This is a genomic window from Bradyrhizobium sp. USDA3516, from assembly GCF_057651995.1.
Map to the genome: position 1 here is coordinate 946724 of NZ_JBYGYN010000001.1, position 14646 is coordinate 961369.

The window sequence follows — 14646 nt, forward strand, 5'->3', positions numbered from 1 at the left end:
TCTCCAGGCTCATGCGGACGTTTGCCGCATTGTGTCGTTTGGTCGCATATCAACCAAAACGGCCGATGCTGTCCAGTGACCTGCCTCAGGGTTTTTGGTCAGCGGGGCGCCGGGATCACCCCGCCGAGCGCGGCAGTCAGTTCCGCCGCGACGTCCCGGACGATCTGGCCGATCTCCGGCAATCGTTCGTCGGTGACGCGGCTCGTCAGGCCGGATACGGAGATCGCGGCAAGCGGTTCGGCCAGCGCGTTGTATACCACCGCAGCGACGCAGCGCAGGCCGATCTGGGCCTCCTCATCGTCGACGGCAAAGCCCTGCTTGCGGATTTTCTCGAGCTCCCTGAACAGATCGCTCGGGCGCACGATCGACTTCTCGGTCAGGCGGGGCATGCCGTGATGACGGATGACGGCGCCGACATCCTCGTCTGAATAGGTTGCGAGCACCGCTTTGCCGACGCCGGAGGTCACCATGGGGACGCGGCCGCCGACCTTGGTCAGCGAACGCATGATCTCGCGGCTTTCCATACGGGTCAGCACGATGATGAACTCATCGTCGACCACGGCGAGATTGGCCGTCTCGCGGGTGAGATCGCGCAGCTTGCGCAAATATGGAATCGCCTGCGCGGAGAAATTGCGTCGCCGCGCAAAGCTGGCGCCGACCGTGAAACTGCGCACGCCGACATGCCATTTGGATTCGCCACGATCGAACTGCACGAAGCGGCGGCTTTCGAGCGTTGCGAGCAGCCGGTGCACGGTGGACGCCGACAGGCCGGTGCGGATCGCGAGATCGCTCAGACGATAGCCTTCGTCGTCCTCGGCCAGAGTCTCGATGATCGACAGCGCGCGGTCGACCGACTGCACGCCACCGTCGCGCCCCTCGTGATCGGCCTCCGCGGCCGATTTGGGCTCGAGCGATTTGCGCCGGATCACGTTCTTGCTCATCGCGACCTGACCGTTCTCCCTCGCGCATTCCTTTTCGCTCTCCCCGCTTGCGGGGAGAGGGTCAGGGTGGGCGGTGTCTGCGAGGACAGTGACAGTTAGACTCGCGGAGAGGTCCCCCTCACCCGAATTGCTTCGCAATTCGACCTCTCCCCGCAAGCGAGGAGAGGCGAAAGCAAGCTCAGAGCAGCCCTGCCCCGCGCGCCCACTTGTACTTGGCACCAAGCACCTCGACCGGCAGCTCGGTCGAATAGGCGTAGGCCGGGATGCCGTTCTGGTAGAGATATTCGGCGGCTTCCTCGACCTCGACGTCGCCGGCGAGAGAGGCGACCATCGGCTTCACAAAACCCTTGGCCTCCATCTCCTTCTTCACCTCGACCATGTTGCGGGCGAACACCATCGGTGGGGTGACGATGGTGTGCCAATAGCCGAGGATCAGCGCGTGGATGCGCTCATCCGACAGGCCGAGCTTCACCGTGTTGACATAGGTGATCGGCGGCTCGCCGCCGGTGATATCCACGGGATTGCCGGCCGCTCCAAACGGCGGGATGAACTTGCGGAAGGCCGCATCGAGATCCGGCGGCATCGACATCAGCGACAGGCCGTTATCGACGCAGGAGTCCGACAGCAGCACGCCCGAGCCGCCGGCACCTGTAATGATGAGAACGTTCTCGCCCTTCGGCGTCGGCAGCACCGGTACGCCGCGGGCGAATTCGAGCAACTGGCGAAGTGAGCGGGCACGGATCACGCCGGACTGCTTGAATACGTCTTCGTAGATGCGATCGTTGCCGGCGAGCGCGCCGGTGTGCGAGGACGCCGCTTTTGCGCCGGCCGAGGTCCGGCCGGCCTTGAGCACCACCACCGGCTTCTTCTTGGACACGCGCTTTGCGGCTTCCGCGAAGGCGCGGCCGTCCTTGAGGTCTTCGCAGTGCTGGGCGATCAGATTGGTGTTCGGGTCCTGCTCGAAGAAGGCGAGCAGATCGTCCTCGTCGATATCGGACTTGTTGCCGAGGCCGACGATCGCGGACACGCCCATCTTGGCCGAGCGCGAGAAGCCGATGATGGCCATGCCGATGCCGCCCGACTGCGACGACAGCGCCGCATGCCCCTTGACGTCATAGGCGGTGCAGAAGGTCGCGCAGAGATTGGCGGGCGTATAGTAGAAGCCGTAGATGTTCGGCCCCATCAGGCGGATGTCGTACTTCTTGCCGACCTCGACGATCTCGGCCTGCAGCTCCGGCGCGCCGGCTTCAGCGAAGCCCGACGGAATCAGCACCGCGCCCGGGATCTTCTTCTCGCCGCATTCGGTCAGCGCGGCGGCGACGAATTTCGCGGGTATTGCGAACACCGCGACGTCGATCACACCAGGCACGTCCTTGACGCTCTTGTAGGCCTTGTAGCCAAGGATCTCGGCGGCCTTGGGATGGATCGGATAGATCTCGCCCTTGTAGCCGCCGTTGATGAGGTTCTTCATCACGGAATTGCCGATCTTGCCGTCCTCCGCGGAGGCGCCGACAACGGCGACCGCCTTCGGCTGCATGATGCGGTTCATCGCCGCGACGATCTCATCGGTCGGACGCGGCTTCGGCTTGGGCTTGTAGGCGAAGTCGACCACGATGCGGACGTCGGCGGCCGTGGCATCCTTCGCCGTTGCGAACACCGGGTTGAGGTCGAGCTCGACGATCTCGGGGAAGTCGGTGACGAGCTGCGAGACCTTGACGATTATTTCGGCGAGCGCGTTGCGGTTCACCGGCTCGCCGCCGCGCACGCCCTTCAGGATCTCGTGCGCCTGGATGCCGTCGAGCATCGAGAGTGCGTCTTCCTTGGTCGCCGGCGCGAGGCGGAAGGTGATGTCCTTGAGCACCTCGACGAGCACGCCGCCGAGGCCGAAGGCGACCAGCTTGCCGAACGAGCCGTCGGTGATCGAGCCGACAATGACCTCGGTGCCGCCGGCCAGCATCTGCTGCACCTGGACGCCCTCGATCTTGGCATCGGACTTATATTTCTTGGCGTTGCCCAGAATGGTCTCGTAGGCCTTCTCGGCCTCCTCGGCCGTCTTCAGGCCGACGATAACGCCGCCGGCTTCGGTCTTGTGGAGAATGTCCGGCGAGACGATCTTCATCACGACGGGGAAGCCCATGGACGATGCCATCTTGCCGGCCTCGCCCGCCGACTTCGCCACGCCCTCCTTCGGAACCGGAATGCCGTAGGCGTCGCAGACCAGCTTGCCTTCCGGAGCCGTCAGGCTGGTGCGGTTGTCCGCCTTGACCTGGTCAAGCACCTTGCGGACGGCATCTTTGGAAATGGACATGTGGCTTCTCCCTTGACCTCAGTTCGTTCTTTTAAAGCGCGCGTGTTGCGGCTGCCCGTGATGCTTGCCATTCGCCGCGCTCTGTTCCATGTCGCGGACCGGAGCGGCATGAGCGCCAGACTACTCCGCCGCCTTGGATCGAAAATGGCTGGCGATGGCATTTGGTATGCCAGAAGCCAACTTGTCAAGCTGGCGCTTACCGGAGAACGCTGCAAAAGATAGGCAGCTTGACATTCTGGCATGTGGTATGCCAAAAACTTTCCCGTTAATATTCCTGTAAAAGACGACTCCCCACTGGAGGAGATTCGTCGTGTCACTACGGAAACCAACCAAGGCGTTGCCGAACATGGCCGAGGCAGACATCGCAATCGTTCGTATTGCCCCGGAGAGCAGCTTCAAGAACAAGGCGTATGACGCCTTGAAGGAAGCCATCCTCAAGATGGACATCTACTCGACGCCCGAGCCGGTGATGCTCGACGAGCGCGCGTTGTCCGAACGGCTCGGCGTCAGCCGCACCCCGATCCGCGAGGCCATCGCGATGCTGGAGCAGGACGGTTTCGTGAAGACCGTTCCCCGCCGCGGCATCATGGTGGTGCGCAGGACCAAGAGCGAGATCGTCGACATGATCCGCGCCTGGGCGGCGCTGGAGAGCATGGCCGCCCGCCTCATCACCACCACCGCGCGCAAGAAGGACATCACGGCGCTGCGCGACTATTTCAAGGATTTCGGCAAGGACCGCCTGCCCGAGGATCACGTCGAGGAATATTCAAGAGCCAACATCGCCTTCCACCAGGCGCTGATCTCGCTGTCGGAATCGCCGGTGCTGGTCGATCTCACCAACGACCTGCTCTTGCACGTGCGCGGCTATCGCCAGCTGACCATCGGACGCAAGGACCGCACCGCGACGTCACTGCCCGAGCATCTCGGCATCATCGAAGCACTGGAAGCGCGCGACACCGAGCTTGCCGAGAAGCGCGCCCGCGATCACACCCTCGGCCTTGCCGCTTACGTCGAAGCGCACGGCCAGGAACTTTTCACTTAGACCATTCACCAGAAGGGCGAACAATTCGCCCCAACGACCTTGAGACCAGGGAGACAAGGCCCATGCTGAATACCGCGACCAAGTCCGAAGCACCGGGCACCGAGCAGGAACTGACGGATGGCTTCCATCTCGTCATCGACGCGCTCAAGCTGAACGGCATCAACACCATCTATAATGTGCCGGGCATCCCGATCACGGATTTGGGCCGCATGGCGCAGGCCGCGGGCATCCGCGTGATCTCCTTCCGCCACGAGCAGAACGCCGGCTACGCCGCCGGCATCGCCGGTTATCTCACCAAGAAGCCCGGCGTCTGCCTCACGGTGTCGGCGCCCGGCTTCCTCAACGGTCTCACCGCCCTCGCCCACGCCACCACCAATTGTTATCCGATGATCCTGGTCTCGGGCTCGTCCGAGCGCGAGATCGTCGACCTCCAGCAGGGCGACTACGAGGAGATGGACCAGCTCGCGATCGCCAAGCCGCTGTGCAAGGCGGCCTATCGCGTGCTGCACGCCCAGGACATCGGCATCGGTTTCGCCCGCGCCATCCGCGCCGCGGTCTCGGGCCGTCCGGGCGGCGTTTATCTCGACCTGCCGGCCAAGCTGTTCGGCCAGGTGATGAACGCCGAGGCCGGCCAGAAGTCGCTGGTCAAGGTGATCGACGCGGCGCCCGCGCAGATCCCCTCGCCTGCATCCGTGAAGCGCGCGCTCGACGTGCTCAAGAGTGCCAAGCGCCCCCTCATCATCCTCGGCAAGGGCGCGGCCTACGCGCAGGCCGACGAGGAGATCAAGAGCTTCGTCGAGAAGAGCGGCGTTCCGTTCCTGCCCATGAGCATGGCCAAGGGCCTGCTGCCCGACACCCATCCGCAATGCGCCGGCGCCGCCCGCTCGACCGTGCTGAAGGAGTCCGACGTCGTCATGCTGATCGGCGCGCGGCTGAACTGGCTGCTGTCGCACGGCAAGGGCAAGAGCTGGGGCGAGGCGCCGAAGAAGTTCATCCAGGTCGACATCGAGCCGAAGGAGATGGATTCCAACGTCGAGATCGTTGCGCCCGTCGTCGGCGACATCGGCTCGGTGGTCTCCGCCTTCAACCAGGCGCTTGCGTCGGGCTGGACCGCGCCGCCCGCCGAATGGACCAAGGCCGTTTCGACCAAGCGCGAAGAGAACGTCGCCAAGATGGCGCCGAAGCTCATGAACAACAAATCGCCGATGGATTATCACGGCGCGCTCGGCGTCTTGAAGAACGTCATCAAGGAGTATCCCGAGGCGATTCTCGTCAACGAAGGCGCCAACACGCTCGACCTCGCCCGCGGCGTCATCGACATGTACAAGCCCCGCAAGCGTCTCGACGTCGGCACCTGGGGCGTGATGGGCATCGGCATGGGCCAGGCGATCGCGGCTGCGCTCGAGACCGGTCATCCCGTGCTCGCTGTTGAAGGCGACTCCGCGTTCGGCTTCTCCGGCATGGAGGTCGAGACCATCTGCCGCTACAATTTGCCGATCTGCGTCGTCATCTTCAACAATGACGGCATCTATCGCGGCACCGACGTCAACGGCGCCAACGCCGATCCGGCGACGACCGTGTTCGTCAAAGGCGCGCGCTACGACAAGATGATGGAAGCGTTCGGCGGCGTCGGCGTCAATGCGACCTCGCCCGACGAGCTCAAGCGCGCCGTCAACGACGCCATGAAGTCCGGCAAGCCGACGCTCATCAACGCGGTGATCGATCCGGCCGCGGGCTCGGAGAGCGGCCGCATCGGCAACCTCAATCCGCAGAGCGTTCTGCAGAAGAAGAAGTAAGTCCACCCCTTAAACCCATACTCCCTGCCGGGTGCAGGGGCAGACAGAGTACGGAGCAATATGATGACCAAAGCGCTCGAGGGCGTTCGCATTCTCGACTTCACTCACGTCCAGTCAGGACCGACCTGCACGCAGCTCTTGGCCTGGTTCGGCGCCGACGTGATCAAGGTGGAACGCCCGGGCGTGGGTGACATCACCCGCGGCCAGCTGCAGGACATCCCGAACGTGGACAGCCTGTATTTCACCATGCTCAACCACAACAAGCGCTCGATCACGCTCGACACCAAGAACCCCAAGGGCAAGGAAGTCCTGACCGAGCTGATCAAGAAGTGCGACGTGCTGGTGGAGAATTTCGGCCCCGGCGTGCTCGACCGCATGGGCTTTCCCTGGGAGAAGATCCAACAGATCAACCCGAAGATGATCGTCGCCTCGATCAAGGGATTCGGCCCGGGGCCTTACGAAGACTGCAAGGTCTATGAGAACGTCGCGCAGTGCACCGGCGGCGCCGCCTCCACCACCGGCTTCCGCGACGGCGTTCCGCTCGTCACCGGCGCGCAGATCGGCGACAGCGGCACCGGCCTGCACCTCGCGCTCGGCATCGTCACCGCGCTCTATCAGCGCACCCACAGCGGCAAGGGCCAGCGCGTCACCGCCGCGATGCAGGACGGCGTGCTCAACCTCTGCCGCGTCAAGCTGCGCGACCAGCAGCGCCTCGCCCACGGCCCGCTCAAGGAATACAGCCAGTTCGGCGAAGGCGTGCCGTTCGGCGACGCCGTGCCGCGCGCCGGCAACGATTCCGGCGGCGGCCAGCCCGGCCGCATCCTGAAGTGCAAGGGCTGGGAGACCGACCCCAACGCCTACATCTACTTCATCACCCAGGCTCCGGTCTGGGAGAAGATCTGCGACGTGATCGGCGAGCCCACCTGGAAGACCGATCCGAACTACGCCAAGCCGGCCGCCCGCCTGCCGCGCCTCAACGAGATCTTCGCCCGCATCGAACAATGGACGATGACCAAGACCAAGTTCGAGGCCATGGAGATCCTCAACAAGGACGACATTCCCTGCGGACCCATCCTGTCGATGAAGGAGATCGCCGAAGACCAGTCGCTGCGCGCGACCGGCACCGTGGTCGAGGTCGACCACCCCACGCGCGGCAAATACGTCTCGGTCGGCAACCCGATCAAGCTGTCGGACTCACCGAGCGACGTGCAGCGCTCCCCGCTGCTCGGCGAGCACACCGACGAGATCCTGCGCTCGGTGCTCGGATTCAGCGATCACCAGGTCGCCGAGATCCACAAGTCCGGCGCGCTCGACCCGCCGCAGAAGCAGGCGGCCGAGTAAGCCGGGCCAGCATTGAGCGAGACGACAGGGCCGCCCGGAGGGGCGGCCCTTTTGCTTGGGCAGGCGCGGTCGCAGGTCTCAAACGAAAAGTGGAAAAACAACCCCATGCACAGTAGCCATCCCATTGGCCCAAAACGATATTTCTGATTCGACGAAAAAATTCTGACCCGTCGGGCAAAACAGGGGTATTATGCCATCGTGGATGTCATGCCGGGAGCGCACATCGGGGCGCCAGCTGTTGCCGGCTCTGAATGGATCCCCGACCACACGCGTTCGCGGAAGGGGTTGCAGAGATCTGGAGTCCAAGGGCGATTATCGGACGTCAGCGCGAGGCGCAAGGACGTCAGCTATGGGCCGCAAGCGGAAGTTCACCCAAAGCTCCGAAAAGTGGCAAGATCGGATTATCGCTCCCGGCGTGACGAGCCTTTGTTGCCACTTAGTCGATGGGGAACGCATCGCAATGACGACAACCATTATAGAACTCGATGCTAGCAGTTGGAAAACAGCCTCCGATTTTCAATCGGCCTTTAAGACTACAATAGCGGCTCCGGAATGGCATGGCGACATGGCGGGCGCATTCCTGGACTCAATCTTCGGGGGAGGAATGAACGCCCTCAAGCCCCCATTCATCATTAGAGTTGTAAACGCTGCACGGCTTGCGCCAGAACTTAAGGATATGATCCACGACCTTTCCTCAGCGATGGAAAGAACACGAATGCGTCGACTCAGCCGAACAGGCGAGAACGTTGCTGCCAGTCTTGAAATTGCAAATTGAGTGAGCATGCAAGTCGTCAGCGGCGATCACGGTACGTCTGCTTCGAGTCAAAACGCGAAGAACTCAGATCGAGTAAATCTGGCCCGCTCTGGGTCAACGAGCGGACTTCGGACCGTCGCGGCGCAAGGTCGCCGAAGGGCCACAGGCGACATCGCAGGCTTGGCTTGATATGAAAGGGGCCGCCAACTGAAGCGGCTTTACCAAAGATCTCGTATGCCGGGGAGATACAAGATCACGACGATGGCGGCTACTGGCCACAACAGCCCTACCGCCATGTAGAGGATGCCGGTGATGGCTAGCCCGGCTACGGTGTGAGAACGGTCAAATCCTCCGCCCATGTAAGCGCCCCACAGCAGGAGCAATTCGCAAACAAAAAAGCCCGCCGCGTAAATTGCGAAAGCTATTTTCGTCCATCGGCGGTTGGGTGTGACCGCTGGCGGCAGGGTTGTCATCAAGGCACCATTGCGACATCGAGTTCGATTGTGTTCATGTCGGGACCACATCAGATCGAAGCATGGAACGATAGCGCAGTTTTTGATCTCCGCCCCGGGACTAGCGCAACCGATCCGATTACGGTGACAGTGCTGCACTGTCACCGTAATTCGAGCCTCAGTGATCTCCCGCCAATTGCTCGCGAAAATACTTCACCACCGCCGCGTTGAACTCGCGATGAAATCCTACCCGGTCGAATCCCGCCGGCACATCGGTGCAGATGCGCGGGACGGCCGCCGCCAGTTCCGGCGAGCACGGTGCCAAGAACGCATAATGGCCGGCCGGCACGTCGTGGATGTCAGGCTTGCCCGACAAACCTTCCGCGACGCGCGCGTTGCCCGAGCCGTCGCCAACGCCGGGTCCGCCGAACTGCGAGCGCCAGAACTGGAAAGGCACTTTGACGAGAGCGAGATTCTCCCGCGTCAGGGTCGCCGGTGCGGGATCAACGATGACGGCAGCGCGAATGCGCGCATCGTGGATCGGCCGGGGCGGCGTCTCGCCGTTGTGAAGCTGTGCGCACGTGCCGGTCGTTTCCTTGCAGAGGCTGGCGAACCTGGCGAAATCCGGCCTGGTCCCCATCAGCACGAGGCCGGTCGCTCCTCCGAGCGAGAAGCCGACGAAGCCGACCCCGGCGGGATCGATCGCCGCCCGGTCCTTCCAGTCGTTCAACAGAAAATCGAGCAGGCGCACGATGTCCGCCGGGCGCGATCCCCAGATCGACAGCGTATCGCGCCTCGAGGAGTCGCTGACCGTATCGCCGGGATGATTGATGGCGGCGACGATGAAGCCGGCATCGGCCAGCGCCTCCGCCGTGTCGTGCTGCTGGCCGAAAAATCCACCCCGTCCGTGCGAGTAGATGACGAGCGGCAGCTTTGCGCCCGTGACGGGACAATCCTTCACGCCTTTCAGGTCGAAATCGGCGCCGACCGATAAAAGGCCCAGCGCCACATGCGTGGGCTCCGCCGCGCATGGATACCAGATCGCACCTGACAGCGCTGGATCGGCATCGAGCAACTGAATGCCCGCAGCCGCGGCCGGCGAACCAAAACAGCAGAGCGTGATGGCAAAAGCCCAAAGCGTGCAGCGCAACGGAAGCTCCCCGGATTTCCCGCAGGAGTTGAACGAGGAAACGATAGCGGAATTGTGGCTTCGGCTTGTCGAGCAGGGACACCTTGCCGCCGCTGTCGGCGTTGAAGCAAAGTGTCCGCAAGAAGCCCGAGCTCTCGCAATGACGGGTGCCGGCCTGCGCGCGCGCCTCGTCCTTCGAGACGGCGCTCACGCGCCTCCTCAGGATGAGGCTCATCGGCGTCAGTGCTCGTTGGCTATCTCGACCGGCTCAATGCGCCGACACCGTGGTCGACGAAGATGATGCCGCATCATCTCGGCATGGTGCGCAACCAGTGCCGGATCGCCGCGAGCTTTGGCGGCGGTATCGCAGGCGCGCGAGGCGCAAGGACGTCAGCGGCGACCAATAGGCGACTTTCACTCGCCTTCACTCCTCTCAGGGAGCTGATGCATTCCCTTCAGGCTGACGTTCACTGCTCTCCGGCTCCGCGGCGCTCCCCCTCGGTGGCGTCCCGTTTCGAATTTCGGAAGTGACTTATGCCATAAGAGATCATCAGTCCGACGATCCACCCGACAAAGATGCCTAGGCCGGTTGTGTGGCCGAACAGCTTCTCCTCAATCCGGTCGAACACCCAGATTGAGACGAGCATTAAGATCAGGGTCGATAGAGTATCAGTGGTCACTTTTAGCTTTGAGAGCACTTCTCGCCTCCCTTGCAGCGCTCAGTGCCAAGCATATTGACGCCGAGGGACCAACTCCGAGCGAAACGATCTTCCAGCTTCGCCCGGTATGCGCCTCCCAGCTTTCGCGCCCCCTAAGCAGCGCAGATCAATTCCAGATCCGCTTCGAACCTGATGCTGCGCTTACCCGCAAGCGCCGTGCCCTCGAGGAGGCCGCCCTTCGCATCGCACGTGCCCGAGAAACCAATTCCGATCTCGTGTCCGCCAAATACCGGGTCTTGCCCTCGCGCTGGCGTATGCTCTTGATTGACCATCTGCCCTCTCCATCGGCCGTTGGAGGAGGAATATGACCCCAGATAGTAGAAGAATGCATCGCCGCCCAAGATGCGGCCGTTGTTCAATAGCATGACTCCAGTCAGGCCGCCGGGCACGCCGTCCAGGATTTTCAGATGGATGGAGTACAATCCGTTGGAAATGCCACCTTCACCAATCATTCCGGACGCCGGAAAGTCGCTTTCATCCAGCGGGGTCATGACGGATCGAAAAACGGCACCGGGCACCTGCGGGGAACTGCCCTCGAAGTGGAACGCCTTTCCAACCGCCCTTCCAACGACGGAAATTGACGAGACGTCGGAACCGAGTAGAGACTGATGATCGGCGCCGAAATTGTGTCGTCGGCTGGTCACATCGACGCGGATCGAGTCCCCGTCGACATGGTAACTCCCGATATGAGCAAACCCTGAATTACCGCCCAGCAACTTGCCCCAGCGGACGTAGGTCACGCTCCGTCCGACCGCTTGATTGATCGAAAATTCGCTTTTGAAGAGGCCGTCGAAAGCGCGTGATAACTCGTTCATCCGGCACCGCCATGCTCCTAGTCGCAATAGCAGAAGCCATAGACGGCGCCAATCTTCGCAATGTGAATATCAGCGCTGGTCTTTCGCGACGTGGTGTCCGCGTTCGACCTGAGAATGGTCGTAGCGCCCTGGATCTGCGTGCTCGAGCTGGTCCGTGTCTCGTTGCGGTCGATGTCGAAATGCATGTAGCGATACTCGCCGCGCAGCGACCAACGTTGAGTCAGCTTGAACTCGCCGCCCGCGCCAGCCGTATAGCCGGCCACCCACTTGCCGTTGGGCCCGTTGACGTCGCCGGGGTCGGGAAAGGTGAAATGACCCAGCGCCAGGCCGCCGAGACCGTAGAGCATCAGCTTCGGGGTCACGAGATAGCCGGCCCGGCCGATCACGCCGACGTTCGAACGCAGTTGCTCGCTGGCTTGCATCGTCCTCGGATTGACACTTGTGGACACGACACCGTTGAGAACTTGACGGGTGTTGCTCGTTTGCTCGCCGGTCATCTTGAAAGCAACATCCGAGAATAGCGTGCCTTCGATCTGACCGCCGGCCACGATATTGCCGGCCCGCCAATTGTAGCCTGCGAACAGATCGACCATCGAGCCCGTCGTGTCGCCGGCGGCACTGCCACGGTTCGTCGTGTTGCCGACGAAATTCGTCGTCAGCACCGCGCCGTTGAAATTCTGCTGGGCAGAGTCAGCAGTCGAGGCGAGGATTTGCCGCGCGCGGCCAGCGCCGGCGCCGAAATAGGCGCCGAGATAAGGGCCTGCCCAGTGGTCGCTGGGGGCGCCGGGCAGCGCCGCCATCGCCGAGCGGGGTCCTCCTCCTTCACCGAACCGGTAGACCATACCGATCCTTCCGGTATGGAAGTCGGCATTGATCTGACGGTGGGTGCTGTCGATGGATGAAGAGGAGCTGGAGGATCCCGTCGATTGCGAGCTCGATGAGAAGCTGCTGGTTTCGTTACGGCTGAAGCCGTAATGCGTATAACGATATTCGCCGCGCAGCGACCAGTTGCCTGCGAGCTTCACCTCACCGCCGGCGCCTAAGGTATAGCCGGCAACCCACTTGCCGTTGGCGTCGCCGCGGCTGAAGTCCCCATCGGCGTAGGTGAAATGTCCAAGCGCCAAGCCACCGAGGCCGTAGAGCAGCACGTCCGGCGTCACCAAATAACCGGCACGGCCGATCAGGCCGACGTTCGAACGCAGCTGCTGCTGGGTTTGGTTGGCGGCGGTTTGCGAACCTGAAGTCGTCGTGGTGACAACTCCATTCGAGGTATCAACGGAGGAGAATGTCTGAGGGCCGATGGTCTTGAACGAAACGTCGGAGAAGACCGAGCCCTCAATCTGGCCGCCGGCCACGACATTGCCTGCGCGCCAATTGTAGCCGGCGAAAAGATCGACCATCGAGCCGGTCACGTCGCCGACGGGACGGCCGGCCGTCGATTGGGTACTGGTGGACGTCGTTGTCCCGACGAAGGTGAAAGTGCTCGTGCTGCTGCTGTTGCCCGCGATGCTTTCCGCGGCACGTCCGGCGCCGGCACCGAAATAGGCGCCGATATAAGGCCCCGCCCAGCCGTCGTTCCAGGCCGCGCCTGGCAGTGCCGCCATCGCCGACCGCGGAGCTGACGCGCCGAATTGATAAACCAGACCGACCTTGCCGACGTGGAAATCGGCATCGATATGCCGCCGGTTGACAGTGCTGTTGGTGGACGTGGTGGTGCCGCCACCCGATACGGACGTCTGCGAGTTGCCCCACGGTTCGTTGCGGTCATATCCGAAATGCATGTAGCGGTATTCGCCGCGCAGCGACCAGCTGTCCGTCAGCTTGACCTCGCCGCCGGCGCCCGCGACATAACCGGCCACCCATTTGCCGTTCTTGCCGCCGACCTGCGCTTCCGAATCGGGAAAACTGTCGGGATAGGTCAGGTGCCCCAACGCCAGGCCGCCGAGGCCATACAGCAGCACATTCGGTGTCACCAGATAACCGGCCCGGCCGATCACGCCGACGTTCGAGCGCAATTGCTGCCGGTCCTCGATGCTGTTCGTCCCCGATCTTGTCGAGGTGACGACGCCGTTGTCGCTCGAAACCGAGCTGTATGACTCGTTACCGACCGTCCTCGTGGTGACGTCGCTGAACAGGGTGCCTTCGATCTGCCCGCCGACCACGACATTGCCGGTTCGCCAATTGTAGCCCGCGAACAGATCGACCATCGAACCGGTCATGTCGCCGGCGAGATTGCCGAATCCTGATTGCGTGAACGCAGACGTCCCCCCGAGAGTGCTGACACTGCCTTCGTCGTCGATTCTCGTGGAGGTCTGCCTTGCGCGCCCGGCGCCGGCGCCGATGTAGGCACCGATATAGGGGCCGGCCCAGCTGTCACCCCAGGCGCTTGCGAATGAAGACCCGCGTGCTGCCGGCGGTATCGCCGCCATTGCGGACAGCGGTCCGGGATCACCGAATTGGTAGACCAGACCGATCTTGGCCAGGTGGAAATCGGCATTCGTCCGTGACGAGGAGGATTCGCTGTTGGTCGACACGAAAGTGGTTGCGCCTGTCGCCGAGCTGGATGTTGCGCTGCTGGCTGCACTCCGGTTGAAGCCAAAGTTCAGATACCGATACTCGCCGCGCAGCGACCAATTGCCGGTCAGCTTCAACTCGCCGCCGGCGCCGACCGTGTAGCCGGCCACCCATTTGCCGTTATCGCCACCGAACGGATCGGCGCCATCGGCAAAGGTAAAGTGACCGAGCTCGAGGCCACCGAGTCCATAGAGCAGCAGGTCGGGACGCGCGAGAAAACCGAGCCGGCCGATCAGCCCGACCCGCGAGCGCAGCTGCTGGTTGCTCTGCACGATTGCCGTGCCGGCAGTCGTCGAGGTCACCGCCCCGAGCAGCACGTTGGTGCTGACGCTGTTGAGCGTCTGGTTGCCGAACGGCTTCATCGCGACATCGGAAAAGACCGTGCCTTCGACCTGGCCGCCCGCCACGATATTCCCGGCCTGCCAATTGTACCCCGCGAACAGGTCGACCATCGAACCGGTCACGTCGCCCGAAAGATTGCTCGCAGTCGTTCCGACCAAGGTCGAGCTCGACGTCACCACGCCGGCGTTGGTCGAGACGGAGCTGTTGCCGAAACTGCCCGTCGAGGATTCCGTCACACGTCCGGCACCCGCGCCGAAGTAAGCGCCGATATAGGGCCCGGCCCAGCTATCGATCCAAGCCGGTCGGGGCGGCCCCTTGATCGGCAGGTCGGCGGCCAGAGCTCCAGCAGAAACCATGATCGAGGCGCCAGCCAATGAAGCGCCCGTCAGTGTCAGCTTTTTCACCCCAACCCCCAATTCCAATTCCAATTCCA

At 62.7% G+C, this 14646-nt stretch carries 10 protein-coding genes; 4 read left to right on the forward strand and 6 right to left on the reverse strand.

Translation table 11 applies throughout. The features are described 5' to 3' along the window. Window positions 1–98 precede the first annotated feature (98 nt). Together AC24YW_RS04610 and AC24YW_RS04615 are read right to left on the reverse strand one after the other, a co-directional pair. The gene (locus AC24YW_RS04610) at window positions 99–941 is read right to left on the reverse strand and encodes an IclR family transcriptional regulator (RefSeq protein ID WP_487481592.1); all 843 of its coding nucleotides are present in this window, start codon (window positions 939–941) and stop codon (window positions 99–101) included. 178 nt (window positions 942–1119) lie between these two features. Beyond that, window positions 1120–3249, reverse strand: a complete 2130-nt coding sequence (locus tag AC24YW_RS04615; protein ID WP_487481593.1) for an acetate--CoA ligase family protein — start codon at window positions 3247–3249, stop codon at window positions 1120–1122. 346 nt (window positions 3250–3595) lie between these two features. On the opposite strand from AC24YW_RS04615, the gene AC24YW_RS04620 reads away from it, so the two are divergent. The 4 genes from AC24YW_RS04620 (at window position 3596) to AC24YW_RS04635 (ending at window position 8203) form a co-directional block, all read left to right on the forward strand. After that, entirely contained in the window at window positions 3596–4291 is a 696-nt protein-coding gene (locus AC24YW_RS04620) for a GntR family transcriptional regulator (RefSeq protein ID WP_157282741.1), read from the forward strand. A gap of 62 nt (window positions 4292–4353) precedes the next feature. After that, window positions 4354–6087: an oxalyl-CoA decarboxylase gene (gene oxc, locus AC24YW_RS04625; RefSeq protein ID WP_487481594.1), complete on the forward strand. Its 1734-nt coding sequence runs from the start codon at window positions 4354–4356 to the stop codon at window positions 6085–6087. Window positions 6088–6150: 63 nt separating this feature from the next. Continuing rightward, the gene (frc, locus tag AC24YW_RS04630; protein ID WP_487481595.1) at window positions 6151–7428 is read left to right on the forward strand and encodes a formyl-CoA transferase; all 1278 of its coding nucleotides are present in this window, start codon (window positions 6151–6153) and stop codon (window positions 7426–7428) included. Between the two features lie 460 nt (window positions 7429–7888). Further along, complete coding sequence (locus AC24YW_RS04635) at window positions 7889–8203, forward strand: barstar family protein (protein WP_487481596.1); 315 nt, start codon at window positions 7889–7891, stop codon at window positions 8201–8203. 197 nt (window positions 8204–8400) lie between these two features. On the opposite strand, the gene AC24YW_RS04640 is transcribed toward AC24YW_RS04635, so the two are convergent. From AC24YW_RS04640 to AC24YW_RS04655, 4 genes are all read right to left on the reverse strand, one after another. Beyond that, window positions 8401–8655, reverse strand: a complete 255-nt coding sequence (locus tag AC24YW_RS04640) for a hypothetical protein (RefSeq protein ID WP_487481597.1) — start codon at window positions 8653–8655, stop codon at window positions 8401–8403. Window positions 8656–8812: 157 nt separating this feature from the next. Further along, window positions 8813–9784 (reverse strand): alpha/beta hydrolase family protein, encoded by a 972-nt coding sequence (locus tag AC24YW_RS04645; RefSeq protein ID WP_487481598.1) that lies wholly within the window; start codon window positions 9782–9784, stop codon window positions 8813–8815. Window positions 9785–10574: 790 nt separating this feature from the next. Further along, a complete protein-coding gene (locus tag AC24YW_RS04650) occupies window positions 10575–11297 on the reverse strand; it encodes a GrlR family regulatory protein (RefSeq protein ID WP_487481599.1) in 723 nt (240 codons plus the stop codon). A gap of 17 nt (window positions 11298–11314) precedes the next feature. After that, window positions 11315–14617, reverse strand: coding sequence for an outer membrane protein (locus AC24YW_RS04655; protein ID WP_487481600.1), 3303 nt, complete (start codon window positions 14615–14617; stop codon window positions 11315–11317). Window positions 14618–14646: the final 29 nt, after the last annotated feature.